This window comes from Pseudomonas hygromyciniae, from assembly GCF_016925675.1.
GTDB lineage: Bacteria > Pseudomonadota > Gammaproteobacteria > Pseudomonadales > Pseudomonadaceae > Aquipseudomonas > Aquipseudomonas hygromyciniae.
In genome coordinates this window covers 2,148,706-2,173,862 of the sequence record NZ_CP070506.1, presented here as the reverse complement: position 1 = coordinate 2,173,862, position 25,157 = coordinate 2,148,706, and the positions used below count along the sequence as shown (strand labels likewise).

Here is a 25,157-nt window from a genome sequence, read left to right as displayed (position 1 = left end):
TCGTGGCTAACGATGGCCGAACGACTGGGCCTTGAAGGTGTTGGCCGAGTCCGCGGTGGCAGGTGTCCTATACGTGAGGGTCACCCGGTGCCTTGGCCGGGGTAGCGTACTGCGGTTTGAGGTGGCCCTGTTGGTCAAGCAACCAGGCATCCATGATCTGGCGTACCACCGGGCCTGCTACGCGGCCGCCCGCCTCGCCGTTTTCGATCATCACTGAAATCACGATCCTGGGGTGCTCAGCCGGGGCGAAGCCGACGAACAATGCGTTATCGCGATTGCGCTCGCGGGTCTTGAGCCGGTTGTAGCGCTCACCCTGTTTGATCGCCACCACCTGTGCGGTCCCGCTCTTGCCGGCGATCCGGTACTGCGCGCCGGCGGCCGATGCGCGGGCAATGCCGCGCGGATCGTGCATCACCATTTGCATGCCATGGTTGACCTGGTCCCAGTCGCGGGGGTTCTTAAGCACGACATTGGGCATGGGGTGTTCATCCACGGGCGGTACACCGTCGATGGTCTTGGCCAGATGCGGGCGATTCCACACGCCCTTGTTGGCGATCAGCGCGGTGGCCTGGGCCAGTTGCAACGGCGTGACCTGCATATAGCCCTGGCCGATGCCAAGGATCACGGTTTCGCCCGGGAACCACGGCTGGCGGCGCGTCGCACGTTTCCAGGCCTGGGACGGCATCAAGCCAGCCGACTCTTCGAACATATCCAGGGAGACTTTCTGGCCCAGGCCGAATTCGGCCATATAGTCGTGTAGGCGATCGATCCCCAGTTTGTGGGCCAGGTCGTAGAAGTAGGTGTCGTTGGAACGCATGATGGCAGCGTCCATATCTACCCAGCCATCGCCGCTGTGGTTCCAGTTGCGGTATTTGTGATCAAAGTCGGGCAGTTGGTAGTAACCGGGGTCAAAGACCCGTGTCTGCGCGGTGACGACACCACTGTCGAGACCGGCGATGGCCACTTCCGGTTTGATCGTCGAGCCTGGCGCATACAGCCCGCGCAGTACGCGGTTGAACAAGGGGCGGTCGATGGAATCATGCAGAGCGGCATATTCCTTGAAGCTGATGCCGGTGACAAACGCGTTGGGGTCAAAGCTGGGCTTGCTGACCATTGCCAGGACTTCGCCGGTTTGTGGGTCCAGGGCAACCACTGAACCACGACGGTCGCCCAGGGCTTCTTCGGCGGCTTCCTGGAGCTTGATATCCAGGCTCAGGACAATGTTTTTACCAGGGATCGGGTCGGTATGCTTGAGCACTCGCAGGACTCGGCCCTGGGCGTTGGTCTCGACCTCTTCATAGCCCACATGGCCGTGCAACTGTGGCTCGTAGAAACGCTCGATACCGGTTTTTCCGATAGATTGCGTGCCACGATACTCGACCGAATCCAGCTCTTTTGACTCTTTTTCGTTGATACGGCCCACGTAGCCAATGGAGTGCGCGAAGTGTGCACCCAACGGGTAGTGACGCACGAACTGTGGTTCCACATCCACGCCGGGCAGGCGGAATTCGTTGACGGCCAATATGGCGATCTGTTCTTCAGTCAATTCATAGAACAGCGTCACGGGCACAAATGGGTGACGCGCCTGCTTCAAGGCCTTGTCAAAGACTGCGCGGTCTTCGGCTGGCAGGTGCAGGAGAGTGATGATCGAATCCAGCTCGCCTTTGAGGTCGGTCGCCCGTTCGCGGGTGATCGTCAGGTTGTAACTGGGGCGGTTATCGGCCAGGACCACGCCGTTCCGGTCATAGATCAGGCCGCGAGTCGGGGTGATGGGTAGGACGTGGACACGATTGTTTTCGGAGATGGTGGAGTGATAGTCGAACTCAACCACTTGCAGGAAGTACATGCGGGCGACTAGGGCGCAGGTGATGCCAAGCACCAGTATTGCGCAGGCCAGCAGGCGTTTATTGACCAGGCGATGTTCTTTCTCGTGGTCTTTGATAGGTATGGCTTCGGGCATTTCTACAGCATCTCGTTGAGCAGGGACAATGCCGCTTCCTGCGGTGCAAAGATCAGTCCTTGGAACAGGTGCTGCACCATACCAAAAATGCCGAAACACTTTGTATTGAATTACCCGAACGGCATTTCAAGTGGGTACCAACAGCGTCAAGAGCACCCTTTGCTTTTCTACCGCCCAAAACAAAACCCCAAATGCTTTCGCAATTGGGGTTTCGGAATTTAATCTTGACGATGACCTACTCTCACATGGGGAAACCCCACACTACCATCGGCGATGCATCGTTTCACTACTGAGTTCGGGATGGGATCAGGTGGTTCCAATGCTCTATGGTCGTCAAGAAATTCGGGTACTGAGTCGTGGCCAGCTGGCCTCGCTTCAGCAAATTGGGTATGTAATAGAAGTCGGTGTTTGCAAGATCGAACTTTCGGTTCATTTCGTCTTCATACACCGCAATCTGGCCTTTCGACGCAAATTGCTTGGGTGTTATATGGTCAAGCCTCACGGGCAATTAGTATTGGTTAGCTCAACGCCTCACAGCGCTTACACACCCAACCTATCAACGTCGTAGTCTTCGACGGCCCTTCAGGGAACTCAAGGTTCCAGTGAGATCTCATCTTGAGGCTAGTTTCCCGCTTAGATGCTTTCAGCGGTTATCTATTCCGAACATAGCTACCCGGCAATGCCACTGGCGTGACAACCGGAACACCAGAGGTTCGTCCACTCCGGTCCTCTCGTACTAGGAGCAGCCCCTCTCAAATCTCAAACGTCCACGGCAGATAGGGACCGAACTGTCTCACGACGTTCTAAACCCAGCTCGCGTACCACTTTAAATGGCGAACAGCCATACCCTTGGGACCGGCTTCAGCCCCAGGATGTGATGAGCCGACATCGAGGTGCCAAACACCGCCGTCGATATGAACTCTTGGGCGGTATCAGCCTGTTATCCCCCGGAGTACCTTTTATCCGTTGAGCGATGGCCCTTCCATACAGAACCACCGGATCACTAAGACCTACTTTCGTACCTGCTCGACGTGTCTGTCTCGCAGTCAAGCGCGCTTTTGCCTTTATACTCTACGACCGATTTCCGACCGGTCTGAGCGCACCTTCGTACTCCTCCGTTACTCTTTAGGAGGAGACCGCCCCAGTCAAACTACCCACCATACACTGTCCTCGATCCGGATAACGGACCTGAGTTAGAACCTCAAAGTTGCCAGGGTGGTATTTCAAGGTTGGCTCCACGCGAACTGGCGTCCACGCTTCAAAGCCTCCCACCTATCCTACACAAGCAAATTCAAAGTCCAGTGCAAAGCTATAGTAAAGGTTCACGGGGTCTTTCCGTCTAGCCGCGGATACACTGCATCTTCACAGCGATTTCAATTTCACTGAGTCTCGGGTGGAGACAGCGCCGCCATCGTTACGCCATTCGTGCAGGTCGGAACTTACCCGACAAGGAATTTCGCTACCTTAGGACCGTTATAGTTACGGCCGCCGTTTACCGGGGCTTCGATCAAGAGCTTCGCGTTAGCTAACCCCATCAATTAACCTTCCGGCACCGGGCAGGCGTCACACCCTATACGTCCACTTTCGTGTTTGCAGAGTGCTGTGTTTTTAATAAACAGTCGCAGCGGCCTGGTATCTTCGACCGGCATGAGCTTACGGAGCAAGTCCTTCACCCTCACCGGCGCACCTTCTCCCGAAGTTACGGTGCCATTTTGCCTAGTTCCTTCACCCGAGTTCTCTCAAGCGCCTTGGTATTCTCTACCCAACCACCTGTGTCGGTTTGGGGGTACGGTTCCTGGTTACCTGAAGCTTAGAAGCTTTTCTTGGAAGCATGGCATCAACCACTTCGTCACCCAAAGGGTAACTCGTCATCAGCTCTCGGCCTTAGAATCCCGGATTTACCTAAGATTCCAGCCTACCACCTTAAACTTGGACAACCAACGCCAAGCTGGCCTAGCCTTCTCCGTCCCTCCATCGCAATAACCAGAAGTACAGGAATATTAACCTGTTTTCCATCGACTACGCTTTTCAGCCTCGCCTTAGGGACCGACTAACCCTGCGTCGATTAACGTTGCGCAGGAAACCTTGGTCTTTCGGCGTGGGTGTTTTTCACACCCATTGTCGTTACTCATGTCAGCATTCGCACTTCTGATACCTCCAGCAAGCTTCTCAACTCACCTTCACAGGCTTACAGAACGCTCCTCTACCGCATCATCCGAAGATGATACCCGTAGCTTCGGTGTATGGTTTGAGCCCCGTTACATCTTCCGCGCAGGCCGACTCGACTAGTGAGCTATTACGCTTTCTTTAAAGGGTGGCTGCTTCTAAGCCAACCTCCTAGCTGTCTAAGCCTTCCCACATCGTTTCCCACTTAACCATAACTTTGGGACCTTAGCTGACGGTCTGGGTTGTTTCCCTTTTCACGACGGACGTTAGCACCCGCCGTGTGTCTCCCATGCTCGGCACTTGTAGGTATTCGGAGTTTGCATCGGTTTGGTAAGTCGGGATGACCCCCTAGCCGAAACAGTGCTCTACCCCCTACAGTGATACATGAGGCGCTACCTAAATAGCTTTCGAGGAGAACCAGCTATCTCCGAGCTTGATTAGCCTTTCACTCCGATCCACAGGTCATCCGCTAACTTTTCAACGGTAGTCGGTTCGGTCCTCCAGTTAGTGTTACCCAACCTTCAACCTGCCCATGGATAGATCGCCCGGTTTCGGGTCTATTCCCAGCGACTAGACGCCCTATTAAGACTCGCTTTCGCTACGCCTCCCCTATTCGGTTAAGCTCGCCACTGAAAATAAGTCGCTGACCCATTATACAAAAGGTACGCAGTCACCCAACAAAGTGGGCTCCCACTGCTTGTACGCATACGGTTTCAGGATCTATTTCACTCCCCTCTCCGGGGTTCTTTTCGCCTTTCCCTCACGGTACTAGTTCACTATCGGTCAGTCAGTAGTATTTAGCCTTGGAGGATGGTCCCCCCCCCCATATTCAGACAAAGTTTCTCGTGCTCCGTCCTACTCGATTTCATGACTAAGAGATTTTCGCGTACAGGGCTATCACCCACTATGGCCGCACTTTCCAGAGCGTTCCGCTAATCTCAAAGCCACTTAAGGGCTAGTCCCCCGTTCGCTCGCCACTACTAAGGGAATCTCGGTTGATTTCTTTTCCTCAGGGTACTTAGATGTTTCAGTTCCCCTGGTTCGCCTCTTACGCCTATGTATTCAGCGTAAGATAACCATCTTATGATGGCTGGGTTCCCCCATTCAGACATCTCCGGATCAAAGTCTGTTTGCCGACTCCCCGAAGCTTTTCGCAGGCTACCACGTCTTTCATCGCCTCTGACTGCCAAGGCATCCACCGTATGCGCTTCTTCACTTGACCATATAACCCCAAGCAATCTGGTTATACTGTGAAGACAACATTCGCCGAAAATTCGATAATACTCAGTTACGAGTAACTCACAAATTTTACCTTAGCCTGATCCGTTACCAGTGAAAGTAACGTTCAGTCTATCTTTCTATCACATACCCAAATTTTTAAAGAACGAACTAGTCAAAGACTAGAAATCAACATTCACCATCACAACGATGGAATGCTCATTTCTAAGCTTTATACAAACAGAAGCAGTAGTGGTGGAGCCAAACGGGATCGAACCGTTGACCTCCTGCGTGCAAGGCAGGCGCTCTCCCAGCTGAGCTATGGCCCCGTATTTCTACAGGCGTTTCCCACACAAAATTGGTGGGTCTGGGCAGATTCGAACTGCCGACCTCACCCTTATCAGGGGTGCGCTCTAACCAACTGAGCTACAGACCCAATTTCGGGCTGCTTCTTTTCGTCTTCTTCAATGAATCAAGCAATTCGTGTGGGAACTTATGGAGCAGCTGATGTCGTCGATTAAGGAGGTGATCCAGCCGCAGGTTCCCCTACGGCTACCTTGTTACGACTTCACCCCCAGTCATGAATCACACCGTGGTAACCGTCCTCCCGAAGGTTAGACTAGCTACTTCTGGTGCAACCCACTCCCATGGTGTGACGGGCGGTGTGTACAAGGCCCGGGAACGTATTCACCGCGACATTCTGATTCGCGATTACTAGCGATTCCGACTTCACGCAGTCGAGTTGCAGACTGCGATCCGGACTACGATCGGTTTTGTGGGATTAGCTCCACCTCGCGGCTTGGCAACCCTCTGTACCGACCATTGTAGCACGTGTGTAGCCCAGGCCGTAAGGGCCATGATGACTTGACGTCATCCCCACCTTCCTCCGGTTTGTCACCGGCAGTCTCCTTAGAGTGCCCACCATGACGTGCTGGTAACTAAGGACAAGGGTTGCGCTCGTTACGGGACTTAACCCAACATCTCACGACACGAGCTGACGACAGCCATGCAGCACCTGTCTCAATGTTCCCGAAGGCACCAATCTATCTCTAGAAAGTTCATTGGATGTCAAGGCCTGGTAAGGTTCTTCGCGTTGCTTCGAATTAAACCACATGCTCCACCGCTTGTGCGGGCCCCCGTCAATTCATTTGAGTTTTAACCTTGCGGCCGTACTCCCCAGGCGGTCAACTTAATGCGTTAGCTGCGCCACTAAGAGCTCAAGGCTCCCAACGGCTAGTTGACATCGTTTACGGCGTGGACTACCAGGGTATCTAATCCTGTTTGCTCCCCACGCTTTCGCACCTCAGTGTCAGTATCAGTCCAGGTGGTCGCCTTCGCCACTGGTGTTCCTTCCTATATCTACGCATTTCACCGCTACACAGGAAATTCCACCACCCTCTACCATACTCTAGTCAGTCAGTTTTGAATGCAGTTCCCAGGTTGAGCCCGGGGATTTCACATCCAACTTAACTAACCACCTACGCGCGCTTTACGCCCAGTAATTCCGATTAACGCTTGCACCCTCTGTATTACCGCGGCTGCTGGCACAGAGTTAGCCGGTGCTTATTCTGTCGGTAACGTCAAAATTGCAGAGTATTAATCTACAACCCTTCCTCCCAACTTAAAGTGCTTTACAATCCGAAGACCTTCTTCACACACGCGGCATGGCTGGATCAGGCTTTCGCCCATTGTCCAATATTCCCCACTGCTGCCTCCCGTAGGAGTCTGGACCGTGTCTCAGTTCCAGTGTGACTGATCATCCTCTCAGACCAGTTACGGATCGTCGCCTTGGTGAGCCATTACCCCACCAACTAGCTAATCCGACCTAGGCTCATCTGATAGCGCAAGGCCCGAAGGTCCCCTGCTTTCTCCCGTAGGACGTATGCGGTATTAGCGTCCGTTTCCGAACGTTATCCCCCACTACCAGGCAGATTCCTAGGCATTACTCACCCGTCCGCCGCTCTCAAGAGAAGCAAGCTTCTCTCTACCGCTCGACTTGCATGTGTTAGGCCTGCCGCCAGCGTTCAATCTGAGCCATGATCAAACTCTTCAGTTCAAACATCTTTGGGTTTTTAAGAAACCCTAAACTTGGCTCAGCAATCGTTGGTTACATCTTTGATTTCTCGCGGAGTAACTTGTGATGCTGATAATCTTGTTGACCATCAGTCTGACTCCACAAGCACCCACACGAATTGCTTGACTCAGTTGTTAAAGAGCGGTTGGTTAAGATCTTTCGTCTCAACCGAGGCGCGCATTCTACAGCAGCCTCATTTGCTGTCAAGTGGTTATTTTCAGAAGTTTTCGAGGTTTTTCTCAACAACTTCAACCACTTGCGCCTCCGATCTCTCGTCAGCGGGAGGCGAATTCTACAGCGTTACACGCTGCTGTCAACACCTCTTTTTCAACTTCCTTTTGGCCTCGATGAACTGAAGCAACCCACTGTCGAATTCTGCATAACTCATTGTTTACCAAGGAGTTTTCCGTTTCGACTGCGCCGGAAGTGGGGCGAATTATAGACAGATATAATTCGCCGTCAAGGGTTAATGTGGTTTTTCTATCTAGACACTCAATATCCGTCGCTTTAAAGAGAATACGTACAAAACTGAGCAATATATTGCCCATTGCGAACCAGTTGATCATCATAGCGGCCTCTGCCTTTATATGACCCTGGACAAACACCCCCAATGACCACCTCATCCCGCAGCCTGGGTTCAGCGCTTTTCCCTGTCGGCCTGCTGCTGATTGCCATGGCCTCGATCCAGTCAGGCGCCTCGCTGGCCAAAAGCATGTTCCCGATTGTCGGCGCCCAAGGCACTACCACCCTGCGCCTGGTTTTCGCCAGCATCATCATGCTGCTGCTGCTTCGCCCCTGGCGTGCAAAACTCACCGCCAAGTCGCTGCGGACCGTCATCGTCTACGGGATGGCGTTGGGCGGCATGAACTTTCTCTTCTATATGTCATTGCGCACCGTGCCCTTGGGAATTGCAGTGGCCCTGGAATTCACTGGCCCACTGGCGGTGGCCATCTATGCCTCGCGGCGCGCTGTTGACTTCTTGTGGATAGCCTTGGCCGTCATCGGCCTGCTGCTATTGATACCGGTTGGTGAAGCCAGCCAAGGCATCGACTTGACCGGGGCAGCCTACGCACTAGGTGCGGGTATCTGCTGGGCACTCTATATTCTGTTCGGGCAAAAAGCTGGCGCGGACAACGGCGTCCAAACAGCCGCCCTTGGGGTAATGATCGCCGCACTGTTCGTAGCCCCTATCGGTATCGTCCACGCCGGTAGCGCCCTGCTCACACCCTCATTGATTCCCATCGCCATTGGCGTGGCGATTCTTTCCACCGCCCTCCCCTATACCCTGGAGATGGTCGCTCTGACCCGTCTGCCCGCACGCACCTTCGGCACTCTAATGAGTATCGAGCCCGCATTCGGCGCGCTTTCCGGCCTGTTTTTCCTCCAGGAATACCTGTCCCTGGCCCAATGGCTCGCTATCGCCTGCATTATCCTGGCGTCCGTGGGCGCGACGCTGACCATGCGCAGCCAGTCAAAGCCAATCGTCGCGGCAGATTGAGACAGGATTTAACGAAGCTCTGGCATTTGCCGCTCAATTAGGCCATGTTTAGGCCGTAACTCAGTGTCAGTCATGGAGATTTTCGTATAAGGACATACACGAACGCTACACTTGAGAGCGAGCAAAGCCAGCATCGGGCATTCCAGCGGCGCGGCTATTAAGGATGGTAATGAAGCGAATTTTGATAGTGCTTGTAGTCATCGCCATGGCGGGGTGTGCCGCAACCACCAAGACAGAAGTCAAACGCGGAAAGAAAGGGCTGCATATCAACTGCTCTGGCCTGTCCTCCTCCTGGGACCAGTGCTACGCCAGCGCAGCCAACTCGTGTGGCAAGAAGGGCTACCGGGTCATCGCCAAGTCCGGCGACAACACCGAAGAGCCGGGTGATTACCCTTTCGGTATCAACCCTGCCGGCTATACCAGCCGCAGCATGATCGTACTCTGCAAGTAAATGGTCATGGTTGGGCGATTCTCTGGCTGAGCTCTTTATAGCTCGATGAAAGCACCTGTGCTTGAAGATTCGGGTCAACCATCATTCTAGCCACCACCAGTGCCCCCACACACTGGGACAAGATCGCCCAGGCCAAGCTGTCACTCTCCAAAGTCCGCGCCCAGTTGGCCTGCAACCGACAGATCCACTCCTGCGCCTGCTGGCGTACGGCTATATCAGCACGGGCAATTTCCGCCCCCATGCTCGGCAACGCACACCCTTCTTGCACTTGCTCCACGTGGGCCATGCTCAAGTAGATCTTGAGGCATCGATCCAGGCGTTCTCGACTCTGCCCCTCCCCTTCCCCCAAACGCTCAAGGCTTTGGCTCAACTCGTGCTCGACGATTGAGCTGAACAATGCGTCCTTCGAGGAAAAGTGGCTATAAAACGCCCCCCCACTCAAGCCAATGGCCTTCATCAAGCCATCCACTCCAACACTGGCAAACCCTTCTTTTTTTGCCAGGGCCGCACTGCTCTGTAGGAGTTTATCCCTGGTTTGCTGCTTGTGACTGACTGAATAGCGCATCGCCTCTCCCCTTGAATTCACCACCTTGACGCATGCCAAAGCGTAGCATAACGTTCGTTTAGTTAACGATCGTTTACCAAAGGACCTCCCATGACTGAAAATAAGAAAATCGTACTGGTCGTCGGCGCAGGCGACGCTACAGGCGGCGCCATCGCCAAGCGCTTTGCCCGTGAAGGTTATGTGGCCTGCGTCACCCGACGTAGTGCCGACAAGCTGCAGCCACTGGTAGCGAGTATTCAAGCCACTGGCGGCGAAGCTCACGGCTTTGCCTGCGATGCGCGCAAGGAGGACGAGGTGATCGCGCTGATCGAGCAGATCGAAAGCGAGCTGGGTCCGATTGAGGCCTTTGTGTTCAACATTGGCGCCAATGTGCCTTGCAGCATCCTCGAAGAAACCGCACGCAAATATTTCAAGATTTGGGAGATGGCCTGCTTCTCAGGCTTCCTGAATGCCCGGGAAGTAGCCAAGCGCATGGTGACCCGCCGGCGCGGGACGATCCTGTTTACCGGTGCCACCGCCGGGTTACGCGGCGCCGCCGGCTTCGCTGCCTTCGCCGGGGCCAAGCACGGCATTCGCGCCCTCGCTCAAAGCATGGCGCGTGAGCTTGGACCGATGAACATCCATGTGGCCCATGTGGTGGTGGATGGCGCCATTGACACCGACTTCATCCGCGACAACTTCCCAACCAAATACGCTCTCAAGGATCAGGATGGCATCCTTGATCCAGAGCATATCGCCGACAACTATTGGCACTTGCACAGCCAGCCACGGGACGCCTGGACCTTCGAGCTGGACCTGCGTCCCTGGAACGAAACCTGGTAAGCACGCCTACATAACAATAAGCAGCGAGTATCCGAAATGAGCAAAACCCTGGAGTTCTTCTTCGATCTCGGTAGCCCCACCACCTACCTGGCCTACACCCAACTGCCCGGTATCTGTGCTGAAACCGGCAGCCAACTGGTGTACCAGCCGATCCTGCTGGGCGGCATCTTCAAAGCCACTGGCAACGCCTCCCCCATCACTATCCCGGCCAAGGGCCGCTACATGCTGCAAGACCTGGCACGTTACGCCAAGCGTTACGGTGTGCCCCTCAAGTTCAACCCGCACTTCCCCATCAACACCCTGACACTGATGCGCGCCGTCACCGGCATTCAACTGCACCAGCCAGAGCGTTTTATTGACTTTATAGATTGCCTGTTCCGGGCGTTATGGGTGGACGGGCGTAACCTGGGTGATCCAGCAGTCGTAGCGCAGGTCCTGGCGGAACACGGCTTCGACCCTGCACAGGTGCTGGAACTGACCCAGAATGAGGCAGTAAAGGACGCCCTCAAGCGCAAGACTGATGAGGCGATTGCCCGTGGCGTGTTTGGTGCGCCCAGCATGTTTGTCGGTCAACAACTGTTCTTCGGCCAGGATCGCCTGGATTTTGTACGCGAAGCCTTGAGTTGACGCCTATATGCTACTCGCAGGCCTGGACCTGCGAGCAGTCAGTCCTTATATAGCCGCCGTACGCACCTGCAACCACTCCAACGCGGCGCCACTGAGCAACGGGCTCAAGCGCTGCCGCACCTCGGCGTGATAGTCGTTGAACCACTGCCGCTCCTCGAGCGTCAGCAATGATGGTACCAGGCAACGGGTATCGATCGGGCACAGAGTCAGGGTTTCGAACTTGAGGAACTCACCGAACTCGGTCTTACCCGCCTCCCGGTTCAACACCAGGTTCTCGATACGCACCCCCCAACGCCCCGGACGATATGTGCCAGGCTCAATAGAGGTGATCATTCCCGGCTGCATGGCGGTTTGCGGTGCAGCCGCGGCCTGGTAGGCAATCACCTGCGGGCCTTCATGGACATTGAGGAAGTAACCCACCCCATGCCCGGTACCATGGCCATAATCCACGCCTTCGGCCCAGATCGGCGCACGGGCGATCGCGTCCAGCAATGGCGAGAGAATGCCCTTGGGAAATTGCGCGCGTGACAGAGCAATCACGCCCTTGAGCACCCGCGTGCAATCACGTTTTTGTTCCTCGCTCGGCGTGCCGATTGGCACCATCCGCGTGATATCCGTGGTACCGCCCAGATACTGGCCACCGGAATCGATCAACAGCAGGCCATCGCCCTCGATCACCGCGTGCTCTTCTTGCGTGGCATGGTAATGGGGCATCGCGCCATTGCCATTGAACGCGGCGATGGTATTGAAACTCAACGACACATAATCCGGGCGCCGGGCGCGCGCTGCCGTCAGGTGTTCGTCAATCGTCAGTTCGGTGACGCGCTCACGCCCCAGGGCCGAGTCCAGCCAGGCGAAAAACTCGCACAGCGCTGCGCCATCCTGTTCCATCGCCCGGCGAATATGCTCGGCATCCGCCAGGCTTTTACGGGACTTGGCCAGCGTGGTCGGGTTGATGCCTTCCACCAGCTTGACGCCACTACCCAGGTTACCCAGCAACCCTGCGGTAACACGCGCCGGATCGATCTGCAGGCTGGCACCGTCCGGCACTTGAGCCAGGGCCGCAGCCACCTCACTGTAGTCACGCAGCGTCACGCCATCCCGCTCCAGCAACCCGCGCAACTGTGCATCGACCTTGCTCAAGGCAACAAACAGCGTTGCCTGCTGCTGGTTGATCAGGGCGAACGACACAAACACCGGGTTGAACGAAACATCTGCACCGCGCAGGTTGAACAGCCAGGCGATGTCATCCAGGGTGGCAATGAAATGCCAATCCGCGCCCTTTTCCTTCAGGCTGGCACGCAGTGCCGCGAGCTTTTCGACCCGGCTGGCAGTGGCCTGGGGCGGCAGGTGCTCATAGATCGGCTGGCTTGGCAGCGCGGGACGGTCGGTCCAGACCTCGCTCAATAGATCGATATCGGTACGCAGGCGAGCACCCCGCTCCGCCAGCTTGGCGCCCAGGGTACGGGCGGACGCAACGGCCATCACCGCACCGTCCACTGCCACTACCCCACCTTCCGGGGTTTGTTCACCCAGCCATTCCAGCGGGCCGGGCTGCCCCGGTTGCAGTTTCACCAGCTCAATGCCGCTGCCACCCAGTTCCTTGGTTGCCTGCTCCCAGTAACGGCTGTCAGCCCAGACGCCGGCAAAATCAGCCGTGACGATCAGCGTACCTACCGACCCATGAAACCCCGACAACCACTGCCGTCCCTGCCAGTAGCCCGGCAAGTATTCGGACAGGTGCGGGTCGGCCGATGGCACCAGAAGGGCATCGATCCCCTCCCGTTTCATCAACTCGCGGGTATGCGCCAGGCGCTGGGGAACCGTTCCATGGGTCAAAGGCTGCGTACTCATCTTGTCTCCTGCTAACCACTAATAATTGTTATGTGTTTCAAACCGCCCAGAAGGCCGGTGCGCTGGCCAACGAGCTCTTGATCAATTGCACCGCCTGGTCGATATCCTGCTCAGTGGTATACCGCCCCAGGCTCAGGCGAATAGTGCGACCGGCGCTGCGCGCATCATGCCCCAGGGCAAGCAGTACATGGGACGGCGCATTGCTTGCCGAATTGCAGGCAGACGTCGCCGAAAAAGCGATACCCGCGCTCAAGGCCGCCGAATTGAACTCGCCTTCGTTGAAAGTCAGGCTCAAGGTGTGGGGAATACGCTGGGTGGCACTGCCGTTCAGGCGCACGCCGGGCATAGCCTGCACTTGCTCAAGCAGACGCTGGTGCAACGCGACAATTCCCGCCGACTCTTCAGCGAAAAATTGCGCAGCCAAGGCAAAAGCGCTGCCCATGCCGGCGATCTGGTGGGTCGCCAGGGTGCCCGAGCGCAGCCCGCCTTCATGGCCACCGCCGTGGATCTGCGCCGTAACGTTCTGCTGCGCCCTGGGCCCGACATACAACGCACCAATGCCTTTGGGGCCATACAGTTTGTGTGCAGAAAACGACATAAGGTCGACCGGCCAACGCGCCAGGTCGATCTCGACCTTGCCCGCCCCTTGCGCCGCATCCACATGCAACAGCGCGCCATGCTCACGCACTCGCGCGCCAATGGCCGGGATGTCGTTGAGCGTACCCAGCTCATTGTTGACCAACATCAACGACACCAGGAACGTGTCTTCACGCAGGGCCTGGCTGACCGCCTCGGCGGTGATCAGGCCGTCGGCGTCCGGCACCAGGTAGGTCACGGCAATCCCTGCTTCCTGCAATTGGCGCGCAGTGTCCAATGTCGCCTTGTGCTCGATCTGGCTGGTGATGATATGACCACCGGCCACGCCCCGCGCCTGGGTCACGCCCTTGAGCGCCAGGTTGTTGGACTCGGTGGCGCCCGAGGTCCAGACGATCTGTTCGGGCTGGGCGCCGACCAGCTCTGCCACCTGCCGGCGTGCCTGCTCGACCGTGTGCCGGGCCTGCTGGCCAAACGCATGGGAGCTGGACGCGGGGTTACCGAAATTGGCATTGAAACCCAGGCACTCGACCATGACCTGGATGACCCGCTCATCCACCGGTGTGGTGGCGGCGTAGTCGAAATACAAAGGACGTTTATTCATGACGTTAAAGACCCGCAGAGCATGTTCCCGAGATCAGCATCCCAGGGGCAGCGACCAGTACAGAGATCGTCAGGTTAACCCGATCGGATGCCGTTAAAGAATTGAAAAGTGCGTAGGAACGCTCCTGAAATTGAGCTTAACAGGCTCGATGAAAAGGATGGAAAACAAAAAGCCCGAAGTTCCTGCGGGGAACCTCGGGCTCGGGACCATAACCAATGCTTTAGCTCGGACGGCCATGCAACGTCACGTTGCGTTCGGCATTCATTTCGCCCTGGCGATCAAAACCAAACTGCTTCTGTGGCCGGGCCGCCAGTTCGGCTTTCTTCTGCTGATATTCGTCAAACGACAAACCGCGACGGTTGAGCCCCTCCATCGCCAATTGCCTGGTTTCCTCGGCTGTATACGGGCGCAGTTCGGGTCCCGGCTGAGCGGCACAACCGGCGAGGAAAGAGGCAATCAGCAACAGGGAAACAGAGAGGCAATGGTTCATGACGAAGGTCCTGCGAATCGGGGTCAAGGCAATGAACACAGGCTACTCCCGCGCCTTCCCGGGGGAAAATCATCCTCTGTGATAGTCGCTATCAGCCAATCCAGCATATTCCTTATAGATCTATAAATAGAGAAATACGTTCGTTTACGGAATAAACCAGACGATCTATAACGGTCCCCCCCACGCCGCAACTGTTGTTTAGATAACTGTTGATCAGGCAACACTCTCTGTCGAACATCGCTCAAGGACTTGTCATGGATGTTTTCTGGTTTCTTCCCACCCATGGCGACGGCCATTTCCTCGGGACCACCCAAGGCGCGCGCCCGGTCACCCTCAACTATTTGAAGCAAGTAGCCCAGGCCGCCGACAATCTTGGTTATCACGGCGTGCTGATTCCCACTGGCCGCTCCTGCGAAGACTCCTGGGTGATTGCCTCGGCACTGGTGCCTTTGACCGAACGCCTGCGTTACCTAGTGGCGATCCGCCCCGGGATCATCTCGCCCACCGTGTCCGCGCGCATGGCCGCCACCCTTGACCGCCTGTCCAACGGCCGCCTGCTGATCAATGTGGTGACCGGCGGCGACCCCGATGAAAACCGTGGCGACGGCAGTTTCCTCGACCATAGCGAACGTTATGAGGTGACCGATGAGTTCCTCAAGATCTGGCGTCGGGTATTGCAAGGCGAGTCTGTCGACTTTGAAGGCAAACACCTCAAGGTGCAGAACGCCAAGGCCCTCTATCCGCCAGTCCAGAAACCTTACCCACCGCTGTACTTCGGCGGCTCGTCCGATGCGGCCCACAACCTCGCCGCCGAACAGGTCGACGTGTACCTGACCTGGGGCGAGCCGCCCGCAGCTGTCGCCGAGAAACTCGCCGATGTGCGCGAACGTGCGGCGCGCCATGGCCGCACCGTCAAGTTCGGGATCCGCCTGCATGTGATCGTGCGCGAAACCGAAGACGAGGCCTGGAAGGCCGCAGCCAAGTTGATCGAACACATCAGCGACGAGACCATCGCCGCCGCGCAAAAATCCTTCTCGCGCTTTGACTCCGAAGGCCAGCGCCGCATGGCCGCCCTGCACGATGGTCGGCGCGACAACCTGGAAATCGCCCCCAACCTGTGGGCCGGCGTCGGCCTGGTACGCGGGGGCGCCGGCACCGCGCTGGTGGGCAACCCACAGCAAGTGGCCGAACGGATCAAGGAATACGCCGACCTGGGTATCGAGAGCTTCATCTTCTCCGGCTACCCGCACCTGGAAGAGGCCTATCGCTTTGCCGAGCTGGTATTCCCGCTGCTGCCCGAACCCTACGCCAGCCTGGCCGGACGCGGCATCACCAACCTCACCGGGCCGTTTGGCGAAATGATTGCCAACGATGTACTGCCCGCCACCGCAAAGGTCTGACCCAGCCTTTATAGCGCCCTGCCATCCCCTTGCAAGCCGCCAAGCGGCTGATCGCCGCCACTGGCGCGACCTGCACACCCAAAGCCTGCACGATCCGGTGGACTACTAGCTCCACGAACCGGGCGACTGGGCCCTGAACCAGTCCCTGCCGACGCCAACGTTCTATTCCTAGAGGTGCCCATGCAGCTTTTAACCCTACCGCCCTCGCCCGCCCTTGCCACGTCGATTCGCGCCACCGCGCAAGTCTTCGAAGACCCCAAGTCCCAGGCGCTGCTCGCGCATATCCAGCAAGTGGCCCCCAGCGAGGCCAGCGTGCTAATCATCGGCGAAACCGGCACCGGTAAAGAACTGGTGGCCCGCCACATCCACACCCTCAGCGCCCGGCGCAACCGGCCCTTCGTCGCGGTGAATTGCGGGGCATTTTCCGAATCCCTGGTGGAAGCGGAGTTGTTCGGCCATGAAAAAGGCGCGTTCACCGGCGCCCTCAGCGCCAAGGCCGGCTGGTTCGAAGAGGCCGACGGCGGCACTTTGTTCCTCGATGAGATCGGGGACCTGCCCATGGCCATCCAGGTCAAGCTGCTGCGCGTCCTGCAAGAACGCGAAGTGGTGCGCCTGGGCTCACGCAAGAGCATTGCCATCGATGTACGGGTGTTGGCGGCGACCAATGTGCAACTGGAAAGGGCCATCAACGCCGGGCATTTCCGTGAAGACCTGTATTACCGCCTGGACGTGGTCAGCCTGGAACTGAGCCCGTTGCGCGAACGTCCAGGCGATATCCTGCCCCTGACCCGCCACTTTATCGACGCCTATAGCCAGCGCCTGGGCTACGGCCCCATCACCATCAGCCCCGAGGCCGAGCACAAGCTCAAGCGCTACAGTTGGCCGGGCAATATCCGCGAGCTGGAAAACGTCATTCATCACACCTTGCTGATTTGCCGCAACGGTGTGATCGAGCGCGACGACCTGCGCCTGTCGAACATGCGCATCGAGCGCCACGACGACAGTCATCACGGGCTCGACAGTAGTGCCGAAGCCTTGTTGGAGCGGGCCTTCCAGAAGCTGTTTGACGAACAGGCCGGCGCGCTCCATGAGAAGGTCGAAGACGCGCTGCTACGCGCCGCCTACCGCTTCAGTCACTACAACCAGGTGCACACCGCCAATTTGCTCGGCCTGAGCCGCAACATCACACGCACACGCCTGATCAAGATCGGGGAACTGGCGGTCAACAAGCGCCGCCCAGGGGAAACCCTGCAAGGCGAACGCATGTTGCATCTATCGATATAGGTTGCACGCCAATGCATTGTCGGCGCTGCGCTCGATACTGCGCAGCACCTGGAATGAACCGAACGTCACGGCCGTGGCCTGATGGGCGCAAATCAAGGTCCAGAAGTCCCCGCCCTCGCACTCCAGGCGATTGAACGCCGCCTCGCCATCTGCGCGGGTCCGCCATTGCAGGTAGTTGAGCACTCGCCGCCCATCATCACTGACCTGCACACTGGCACTCAGAAACCCCTCATGGCCTTGGGCCAGGCGCTCGGTCTGCTCAGACAGCGCCAACACCAGCGCGCACTGCTGGCGGGGCTCGATCTGAAACTCGATCAATTGGGTAAAACCATAACTTTTCGCGCAAGCCTGCATGACAAATCCCCTTTAGCTGTAGGTGCCACGCAGGGTAAGACCTCTAGTTAAGTCAAGGTCAAGCCTCTGTTCGAGGAAATGTTAAAGGCGCCGAAACAGCACGGTCGTCGGCTGCCCAGAGGCCAGAAAAAACTTGGCCTATAGTGAAAACACCGGAAAAACCGGGCCCCAGAACAAACCATCAAGGAGAGCGAAATGAGCGTCAACCCTATCCCCGAGGGCTATCACAGCATCACGCCCTACCTGGGTATCGAAAAGGCCGCTGAAGCCATCGAGTTCTACAAGAAGGCCTTCGGTGCCACCGTTGTCATGCGCCTGGATATGCCCGACGGCAAGGTCGGCCATGCCGAGCTGCGCATTGGCGACTCGCCGATCATGCTGGCATCACCTTGTGCCGAAATGCCACTTGGCACCCCTGGAGAGCATCCTGCCAGTGTTGGCTTGCACCTCTATGTGGCGGACGTCGACGCGCAGTACAAACAAGCGATCGCGGCCGGCGGCACAGGCATTTGCGAACCCGAGGATCGGTTCTACGGCGACCGCTCCGGCACAGTGAAAGATCCCTTCGGGCACGTCTGGTTTCTCGCCACCCATAAAGAAGAACTGACCGAGGAACAGATCCGCCAGCGCGCCAAGGACCAGTTTGCCTAAACCCAATCACCTGTAGGGGCCGGCTTGCCGGCGAAAAAACCGAGAACACCACGGGATAACCGGTAACCCGCGCAATCGTTGGAGATTTTCGCTGGCGAGCCGGCTCCTACAGGGTGGTTGTTGCGCATTGGAAACATTTGCTTTCATTTCCGCCTTAGGGTTTTGCGATTCTCATCCGTCTTAACTTAGATACAGCCCGTCGCGTAAGCAAAAGCTACGACCGGCCTTTCCCGGGCCTTCTTTGCCCCCCTCCGATCAAGACCCCCATAGACATGTCGAAGAAGTCACGCTCCAAACTCTGGTTTCTCGTACACAGCTGGCTGGCATTGCCCATCTGGTTCTTCGTACTGATCGTCTGCGTCACCGGGACCCTGGCGGTGGTCAGCCAGGAAATCGTCTGGCTGGTGAACCCGGAAATGCGCGCCAACAAACCCTCGGACAACGCCGAGCCGCTGAGCTATGACCAGATCATCAAGGCCATGAACCGCGCCGAACCCGATCTGATTGTCACCGACCTGAGTCGCCACGACGAATCCCACTTTGCGCTGATGTCCCGGGTCACCTACCCCGACGGGCGCGCCGTGACTGTCTACGTCAACCCCTACACCGGGGTGATCCAGGGCATCAGTCCGGCGTTCAATTTCGAGCAATTCACCCGCGCCCTGCATGGGTGGTGGCTAGTGCCCTTCACCAATGGCTACAGCTGGGGCTGGTATCTGGTGTCGTTTCTCGGCTTGCCGATGCTGGCATCTCTGGTCACCGGCCTGGTGGTCTACAAACGCTTCTGGAAAGGTTTTTTCAAACCCACCCTGCGTTTCAAGCATGGTGCACGGATCTTCTGGGGCGACTTTCATCGCCTGAGCGGGATCTGGTCGATCTGGTTTATCGCCGTGATCTCCATCACCGGCACCTGGTTCCTGATTGAAGCAGCGCTGTCGGATAACCAGATCACTATTTCCACGGCGCCGATTGTGCCGGTGATCAGCCGGGACAAAGTGCCGATGTCAGCCCCTGGCGTGCCGGCCCCCATGGTGCCCATCGACGAAGCTATCCGCATTGCGACCGAACGCATTCCCGGGCTGGAGGCCAGCTTCATCAGCCTGCCAAGCACCGCCTATAGCCACCTGAGCATTGGCGGGCGCGGCTGGTACCCATTGATGTACCAGTTTGCCGACATCAACCCCTATAACGGGGAAATCGCCTCCTCGCACCTGCTGTCCGACCGCTCGGCCCTGGAGTTCGTCACCGAGTCCATGCGCCCACTGCACACCGGCGACTTTGGCGGCCTGTGGATCAAGCTGATCTGGGCGTTTTTCGGCCTGTTGCTGAGCATGATGGTCCTCAGCGGGCTGCTGATCTGGAGCAAGCGCACCGCGCTGGCGACGCTGCATGCGTTCAAGCGCAACAACAAGGCACAACGCCAGGCCGAGCACTCCCAAGCCACGCCAGCCCTGCACACCGAAAGCCCGGAGGGCACACGATGAACAAGGCCACTACCGTGCAACCGCCCTCGCCACTGCGGGCCTTTTGGCTGAAATGGCGCTTCCACATCAATATCCTGCTGTTGCTGGTGCCCCTGGGGTTCATGCCCAAGTACTTTGCCGATGCCGCGCTGTTTCGCGGTGACAGCGGTCTGGGCGAACGTGAAGTGGGCGAGGTACAGGTCGGCCCGTGGAGCCTGACACTGGCCGAACTGCGCAACGAAGCCCCACGCCCGGACCCGGCCGGCCCGATGAAATCCTTCAATGCCGCGCTGTGCAAAGAGTGCGTCAAGCAGGTCAAGGCCACTTACCTGCGCATCGGCAAACCCCGCAGCCTGCGCGCCGCCGGGGTGATTTTCTTCGGCACCCCGTACCGCATGGGCGCCGCCCTGCCTGTTCCTGAACGCACATCGCCTGACGCCGAACTGTGGATCACCATGGAAGGCTGGGACGGCAGCATGCAGCAGGCTTCCATTCCCTTGAGTCAGGCTTCGCCTGCCACCGTCGCCTGGTTGACCAAGCAAGGAGTTAAACCATGACTTTGATTCGCCTGACCCGCGCCTGCGCCGTGCTGATCCTCTGCGCCGGCGCAAGCACCCAAGCCCTGGCCCACAACCCGATGTGCGAGTGCAAGGAAATCCCCGGCGAGCAGATCCAGTGCACCGGCGGCTTCTCCGATGGCAGCGGCGCGCCCGGCGTGACCCTGGATGTGATCGGCTACGACGAAACCATCCTGGTGCCCGGCAAGCTGGGGGCCGACTCGACGTTGACCTTCAAGAAACCTGCCAGCGAGTTCTACGTGCTGTTTGACGCCGGTCCCGGCCACGTTGTCGAGATCGACCAAGCGGATATCCAGGCACCATGACCCGTGCGAACCCAGGCAATACCCAGGTTGTCCGGCCGGCCGGTGCCGGCCACGAGACCCTCTACGTCCTGTTGCTGTGCCTGATCATCCTGGCCGTCGCCGGCACCGTGGTGTCGCTGCATGGCGAAACCCAGGAAGTCGAGGCGGTGGTCAGCCATCAATTGGACGCCCGTCGCGACTTGAGCGCCGCCGAGCAAGGCATCTACGCAGACCTGCGGGTGACTCTGGATGAGATCCAGTTGCTGGCGCAGGAACAAAGCACCCTGCCGACGCCCGCGCAACTGGCCGAAGAAGGCTTCGCGCCCTTCGCCCAGGACGCCAGTTCGGTCAGCCGTGGCGATCACCGCTGGCAATTGCTGGCGCCTTCGGCGTACCTGGGCTTGAGCCAGGCCAATGACACCAGCGGTTCGCTGCTGATGCGCGTGAACGGCACCGAGCCGGATATCTGGCTCAACCGCAGCACCAACCTGGCTGCCCCCACTGACCTGAGCGACCAGGGGCTGATCGCCGCTGGCTGGCAGCAGGTCGTTGCGCAATTCGACGCTGGTGTCACCCGCCAGCATCGCCACTGAATTCACGCTGTCTCCGAGAGAAGATCGATTACCCATGTCTATGTCATCTCCCTTGCTCCGCCTGCTGCTGGTGGGCCTGTTCAGCGTCTTGCTGACCCCCCTGGCCAATGCCGAGGCGGCCAAGCGCCTGCGTATCGGTATCACCCTGCACCCTTACTACAGCTACGTGGCGAATATCGTCGGCGACAAGGCCGAAGTGGTGCCGCTGATTCCGGCCGGCTTCAACCCCCATGCCTACGAGCCGCGCGCCGAAGATATCAAGCGCATCGGCACCTTGGACGTGATCGTGCTCAACGGCGTGGGCCATGATGACTTTGCCGACCGCATGATCGCCACCAGCGAGCGCCCGGACATCCCGGTGATAGAAGCCAACGCCAATGTGCCGTTGCTGGCGGCCACCGGCAACGCGGCCCGTGGCGCCGGCAAGGTGGTCAACCCGCACACCTTCCTGTCCATCAGCGCGTCCATCGCCCAGGTCAACAATATCGCCCGGGAACTGGGCAAGCTCGACCCAGACAACGCCAAGACCTACACCCAGAACGCCCGCGCCTATGGCAAACGCCTGCGGCAGATGCGCGCCGATGCCCTGGCCAAGCTCACCAGCGCGCCCAACGCCGACCTGCGCGTGGCCACGGTGCATGCCGCCTACGACTATCTGTTGCGCGAGTTCGGCCTGGAAGTGACCGCCGTAGTGGAACCGGCCCATGGCATCGAGCCAAGCCCGAGCCAACTGAAGAAAACCATCGACCAACTGCGCGAACTGGACGTGAAGGTGATTTTCTCGGAGATGGATTTCCCGTCCTCCTACGTCGATACGATCCAGCGCGAGTCGGGGGTCAAGCTGTACCCGCTGTCGCATATTTCCTACGGTGAATACAGCGCCGATAAATATGAAGTGGAAATGACCGGCAACCTCAATACCGTGGTCCGCGCCATTCAGGAGTCGGGGGCATGACGGCGGCTGAACACCTGAATGTGGCCAGCATCGGCCCAACGATTGAGTTCGATAACGTCTCTCTGACCCTGGGCCGTACCGCGATCCTCGATAACGTCAGCTTCCAGGTGCAACCGGGCAGTATCCACGCCCTGGTCGGCCCTAACGGCGGCGGCAAGAGCTCGCTGATCAAGACCCTGCTGGGGCAGACACCGCACCAGGGCCAACTGAGCCTGCATTGGCCGGGTACTCCCGGCACCATCGGCTACGTGCCCCAGGCCTTGGAATTCGACCGGGGCCTGCCGATGACCGTCGATGACTTTATGGCCGCGATGTGCCAGCGGCGCCCGGCCTTTCTCGGCTTGTCACGGCATTACGCCGGCGCGATTGGCGAAGCGCTGGAGCGCGTGGGCATGCAAGACAAGCGCAAACGCCGCATGGGCGCGCTGTCCGGCGGTGAGCGCCAGCGTGTGTTGCTGGCCCAGGGCTTGATCCCGGCGCCGCAATTGCTGGTCCTCGATGAGCCGATGTCAGCCCTCGACGAAGCCGGGATCCAGGTGTTCGAACGCCTGCTGGGCGACTGGCGCCAGGCCGGGATCACCGTGCTGTGGATCGAACACGACCTAGAGGCCGTCGGTCGCCTGGCGGACCGTGTCACCGGCCTGAACCGCCGCTTGCTGTTCGACGCCACGCCCAAAGAGGCACTGACCCCGGAGCGCTTGCTGACGCTGTTTTCCACTCACCCACGGAGCGCAGCCCAATGAGCTACGAAGCCTTTCGCTTGATGGTCCAGGGCTGGGCCTCCTCCGGCTACCTGCCGGAAGCCCTGGCCTATGGGTTTGTGGTCAACGCCCTGCTCGCCGGCCTATTGATCGGCCCGGTGCTGGGCGGCCTGGGTACGCTGGTGGTGGTCAAACGCTTTGCGTTCTTCTCCGAAGCTGTGGGCCACGCCGCACTCACCGGCGTGGCCGTGGGCATTCTGCTGGGGGAACCCTACACCGGGCCTTACGGCAGCCTGTTCGGTTACTGCCTGTTGTTCGGCATCCTGCTCAACTACCTGCGCAACCGCACCGGCCTGGCCCCCGATACGCTGATCGGCGTGTTCCTCTCGGTGTCCCTGGCGCTGGGCGCAAGCCTGTTGCTGATCCTGGCGGGCAAGATCAACGTGCATATCCTGGAGAACGTGCTGTTTGGTTCGGTCCTGACCGTCAACGGCAATGACCTGCTGGTGCTGGCGGTTGTCGGCTCGCTGGTGATGGCCCTGGCGCTGCCGCTGTACAACCGCATCATGCTCGCCAGCTTCAACCCGCAGTTGGCCGCCGTACGTGGCGTGGCCGTGAAGACCCTGGACTACCTGTTCGTGATCCTCGTGACCCTGATCACCGTGGCGGCAGTCAAGGTCATCGGCGCGATCCTGGTGGGTGCCCTGCTGGTGATTCCGGCCGCTGCGGCGCGCCTGTTGAGCCAGTCGCTCAAGGGGTTCTTCTGGATCTCGGTGGTGATCGCCACGGTCAGCACCCTGTGCGGGATTCTGCTGCCGATCATCTTCGACCTGCCTATCCCATCCGGTGCCGCGATTATCCTCGTCGCCGGCATCGCCTTCGCCCTGGCCGCCATCGCGCGCGGCACGGTCCCCAGCCTGAAAGGGAATCTCGGATAATGCGCTCTGCTCTACGCCCCCTCGTCCTGGCCATCGCTTGCCTGATCAGCACCCCGCTGCTGGCGGCCGACACTGCCAAACCGCTGCCGATGGCAGCCCAATCCGCCAAACTGGTCAAAGTCCTGGCGGCCTTGCCCGTAACCTACGGCCTGGCCGAAACCCTGCTCAAGGGCACCCAGGTCAAGCTGGAACGCGCGGCACCGGCCAACCTGCCAGGTTCGCGCCAGACCTCCTACTTTACCGGGCGCGGTGCGCCGGCCCTGCACACCCTGGCGCTGGACGCCGACGCAGCCATCGGCCTGCGCTCGCTGTGGCCGGATGACCCGCTGTACCCGGTGGCCCGGCGCAGCAACATCCGCATCGTCGAAGTGGACGCCGCGCGCCCGGTAGACGGCGGCTTGCCGGGCGTGGCCCTGCAACCTGGGGCCATGGATGGTCTTAACAGCCAGCCGTGGCAATCGAGCAACAACCTGGGGCGCATGGCCGATGTCATGGCCGCCGACCTGAGCCGCCTGGCGCCCAGCGCCAAGGCCCAGATCGACAGCAACCTGGCCAACCTCAAGCAACGCCTGCTCAAGCTGACTGCCGACAGCGAGGCACGCCTGGCCCAGGCCGATAACCTGAGTGTGGTCAGCCTGAGCGATCATTTTGCTTATCTGGTGAGTGGGTTGAACCTGGAATTGGTCAGCACCGATCCGCGACCGGATACCGAGTGGTCCGCCGCTGCGCTACAGGCACTGACTGCCAGCCTGAAGGACAACGACGTGGCGCTGGTGCTGCACCATCGTCAGCCGGCCGAAGCGGTGAAAGCGGCCATCAGCGCGGGGGGATCGAAGCTGCTGGTGCTGAGCACCGACGGCGCGGATCCGGTGGCGGAGTTGGAAGGGAATGTGGATCAGGTCATCAAGGCCTTGGCGCCCTGAGAACAACGCAATACCGGCAAGACTTCCTGTGGCGAGGGGGCTTGTCCCCCGCTGGGCTGCGTAGCAGCCCCAATAAGACCACCTAGGTATGCCAGGTCAACCGAGAGTGC

22 protein-coding genes, 2 tRNA genes, 3 rRNA genes and 1 pseudogene are annotated in these 25,157 nt (G+C 58.7%); 16 read left to right on the top strand and 12 right to left on the bottom strand.

All coding sequences use genetic code 11. The features are described from left to right. Positions 1-67: 67 nt before the first annotated feature. From mrdA to JTY93_RS09685, 7 genes are all read right to left on the bottom strand, one after another. Complete coding sequence (gene mrdA / locus JTY93_RS09715) at positions 68-1,960, bottom strand: penicillin-binding protein 2 (protein ID WP_169997623.1); 1,893 nt, start codon at positions 1,958-1,960, stop codon at positions 68-70. Positions 1,961-2,182: 222 nt separating this feature from the next. Further along, positions 2,183-2,298, bottom strand: a 5S ribosomal RNA gene (gene rrf / locus JTY93_RS09710). A 149-nt stretch (positions 2,299-2,447) separates the two neighbouring features. After that, a 23S ribosomal RNA gene (locus JTY93_RS09705) occupies positions 2,448-5,348 on the bottom strand. A 249-nt stretch (positions 5,349-5,597) separates the two neighbouring features. Continuing rightward, a tRNA-Ala gene (locus tag JTY93_RS09700) sits at positions 5,598-5,673 on the bottom strand. Between the two features lie 30 nt (positions 5,674-5,703). Continuing rightward, a tRNA-Ile gene (locus JTY93_RS09695) sits at positions 5,704-5,780 on the bottom strand. 82 nt (positions 5,781-5,862) lie between these two features. Continuing rightward, a 16S ribosomal RNA gene (locus tag JTY93_RS09690) occupies positions 5,863-7,400 on the bottom strand. Together the 16S, 23S and 5S rRNA genes with 2 tRNA genes alongside form the textbook arrangement of a ribosomal RNA operon. A 293-nt stretch (positions 7,401-7,693) precedes the next feature. Beyond that, positions 7,694-7,987 (bottom strand): hypothetical protein, encoded by a 294-nt coding sequence (locus JTY93_RS09685; RefSeq protein WP_205519000.1) that lies wholly within the window; start codon positions 7,985-7,987, stop codon positions 7,694-7,696. Between the two features lie 41 nt (positions 7,988-8,028). On the opposite strand from JTY93_RS09685, the gene rhtA reads away from it, so the two are divergent. Further along, positions 8,029-8,916, top strand: coding sequence for a threonine/homoserine exporter RhtA (rhtA, locus tag JTY93_RS09680; protein ID WP_205518999.1), 888 nt, complete (start codon positions 8,029-8,031; stop codon positions 8,914-8,916). A 169-nt stretch (positions 8,917-9,085) separates the two neighbouring features. Beyond that, a complete protein-coding gene (locus tag JTY93_RS09675; protein WP_205479108.1) occupies positions 9,086-9,367 on the top strand; it encodes a hypothetical protein in 282 nt (93 codons plus the stop codon). Between the two features lie 4 nt (positions 9,368-9,371). Here JTY93_RS09675 and JTY93_RS09670 read toward each other — a convergent pair whose 3' ends face one another. After that, positions 9,372-9,932: a TetR/AcrR family transcriptional regulator gene (locus tag JTY93_RS09670; RefSeq protein ID WP_205479106.1), complete on the bottom strand. Its 561-nt coding sequence runs from the start codon at positions 9,930-9,932 to the stop codon at positions 9,372-9,374. Positions 9,933-10,022: 90 nt separating this feature from the next. Between JTY93_RS09670 and JTY93_RS09665 the strand changes: the two genes are divergently transcribed. Continuing rightward, positions 10,023-10,754, top strand: coding sequence for an SDR family oxidoreductase (locus JTY93_RS09665; RefSeq protein ID WP_205479104.1), 732 nt, complete (start codon positions 10,023-10,025; stop codon positions 10,752-10,754). A gap of 36 nt (positions 10,755-10,790) precedes the next feature. Continuing rightward, complete coding sequence (locus JTY93_RS09660) at positions 10,791-11,381, top strand: 2-hydroxychromene-2-carboxylate isomerase (RefSeq protein WP_205479102.1); 591 nt, start codon at positions 10,791-10,793, stop codon at positions 11,379-11,381. 45 nt (positions 11,382-11,426) lie between these two features. Here the strand turns inward: JTY93_RS09660 and JTY93_RS09655 are convergent, their stop codons facing one another. From JTY93_RS09655 to JTY93_RS09645, 3 genes are all read right to left on the bottom strand, one after another. Beyond that, complete coding sequence (locus tag JTY93_RS09655) at positions 11,427-13,235, bottom strand: aminopeptidase P family protein (RefSeq protein ID WP_205479100.1); 1,809 nt, start codon at positions 13,233-13,235, stop codon at positions 11,427-11,429. A 37-nt stretch (positions 13,236-13,272) separates the two neighbouring features. After that, positions 13,273-14,433, bottom strand: coding sequence for a cysteine desulfurase family protein (locus JTY93_RS09650; RefSeq protein WP_205479098.1), 1,161 nt, complete (start codon positions 14,431-14,433; stop codon positions 13,273-13,275). A gap of 220 nt (positions 14,434-14,653) precedes the next feature. Then, positions 14,654-14,923 (bottom strand): hypothetical protein, encoded by a 270-nt coding sequence (locus JTY93_RS09645; protein WP_169998204.1) that lies wholly within the window; start codon positions 14,921-14,923, stop codon positions 14,654-14,656. A 254-nt stretch (positions 14,924-15,177) separates the two neighbouring features. On the opposite strand from JTY93_RS09645, the gene ssuD reads away from it, so the two are divergent. From ssuD to JTY93_RS09630, 3 genes and pseudogenes are all read left to right on the top strand, one after another. After that, positions 15,178-16,323 carry an FMNH2-dependent alkanesulfonate monooxygenase gene (gene ssuD, locus JTY93_RS09640; protein WP_205479095.1) on the top strand — a complete coding sequence of 382 codons (1,146 nt, stop codon included), beginning with the start codon at positions 15,178-15,180 and terminating at the stop codon, positions 16,321-16,323. 55 nt (positions 16,324-16,378) lie between these two features. Continuing rightward, positions 16,379-16,495: pseudogene (locus JTY93_RS09635) on the top strand (acyl-CoA dehydrogenase family protein); the annotation flags it as partial. 8 nt (positions 16,496-16,503) lie between these two features. Beyond that, complete coding sequence (locus JTY93_RS09630) at positions 16,504-17,607, top strand: sigma-54 interaction domain-containing protein (RefSeq protein ID WP_205479084.1); 1,104 nt, start codon at positions 16,504-16,506, stop codon at positions 17,605-17,607. On the opposite strand, the gene JTY93_RS09625 is transcribed toward JTY93_RS09630, so the two are convergent. Next, positions 17,596-17,961 (bottom strand): antibiotic biosynthesis monooxygenase, encoded by a 366-nt coding sequence (locus tag JTY93_RS09625; protein WP_169998210.1) that lies wholly within the window; start codon positions 17,959-17,961, stop codon positions 17,596-17,598. The genes JTY93_RS09630 and JTY93_RS09625 overlap by 12 nt on opposite strands. A 195-nt stretch (positions 17,962-18,156) precedes the next feature. Between JTY93_RS09625 and JTY93_RS09620 the strand changes: the two genes are divergently transcribed. The 9 genes from JTY93_RS09620 (at position 18,157) to JTY93_RS09580 (ending at position 25,047) form a co-directional block, all read left to right on the top strand. Further along, complete coding sequence (locus JTY93_RS09620; protein ID WP_205479082.1) at positions 18,157-18,612, top strand: VOC family protein; 456 nt, start codon at positions 18,157-18,159, stop codon at positions 18,610-18,612. A 272-nt stretch (positions 18,613-18,884) separates the two neighbouring features. Then, positions 18,885-20,096, top strand: a complete 1,212-nt coding sequence (locus JTY93_RS09615; RefSeq protein WP_205479080.1) for a PepSY-associated TM helix domain-containing protein — start codon at positions 18,885-18,887, stop codon at positions 20,094-20,096. After that, entirely contained in the window at positions 20,093-20,632 is a 540-nt protein-coding gene (locus tag JTY93_RS09610) for a PA2404 family protein (protein WP_205479078.1), read from the top strand. The genes JTY93_RS09615 and JTY93_RS09610 overlap by 4 nt, the downstream gene beginning before the upstream one ends. Further along, the gene (locus tag JTY93_RS09605; protein WP_169998218.1) at positions 20,629-20,958 is read left to right on the top strand and encodes a hypothetical protein; all 330 of its coding nucleotides are present in this window, start codon (positions 20,629-20,631) and stop codon (positions 20,956-20,958) included. The genes JTY93_RS09610 and JTY93_RS09605 overlap by 4 nt, the downstream gene beginning before the upstream one ends. After that, positions 20,955-21,530 (top strand): DUF6162 family protein, encoded by a 576-nt coding sequence (locus tag JTY93_RS09600; protein WP_205479076.1) that lies wholly within the window; start codon positions 20,955-20,957, stop codon positions 21,528-21,530. The genes JTY93_RS09605 and JTY93_RS09600 overlap by 4 nt, the downstream gene beginning before the upstream one ends. Before the next feature lie 34 nt (positions 21,531-21,564). Further along, entirely contained in the window at positions 21,565-22,485 is a 921-nt protein-coding gene (locus tag JTY93_RS09595; protein ID WP_205479074.1) for a metal ABC transporter substrate-binding protein, read from the top strand. Further along, positions 22,482-23,228, top strand: coding sequence for a metal ABC transporter ATP-binding protein (locus JTY93_RS09590; RefSeq protein WP_104912014.1), 747 nt, complete (start codon positions 22,482-22,484; stop codon positions 23,226-23,228). Before JTY93_RS09595 ends, JTY93_RS09590 begins: the two co-directional genes overlap by 4 nt. Continuing rightward, positions 23,225-24,124, top strand: a complete 900-nt coding sequence (locus JTY93_RS09585) for a metal ABC transporter permease (protein WP_169998224.1) — start codon at positions 23,225-23,227, stop codon at positions 24,122-24,124. The genes JTY93_RS09590 and JTY93_RS09585 overlap by 4 nt, the downstream gene beginning before the upstream one ends. Beyond that, positions 24,124-25,047 (top strand): metal ABC transporter solute-binding protein, Zn/Mn family, encoded by a 924-nt coding sequence (locus tag JTY93_RS09580; protein ID WP_205479072.1) that lies wholly within the window; start codon positions 24,124-24,126, stop codon positions 25,045-25,047. Before JTY93_RS09585 ends, JTY93_RS09580 begins: the two co-directional genes overlap by 1 nt. Positions 25,048-25,157: the final 110 nt, after the last annotated feature.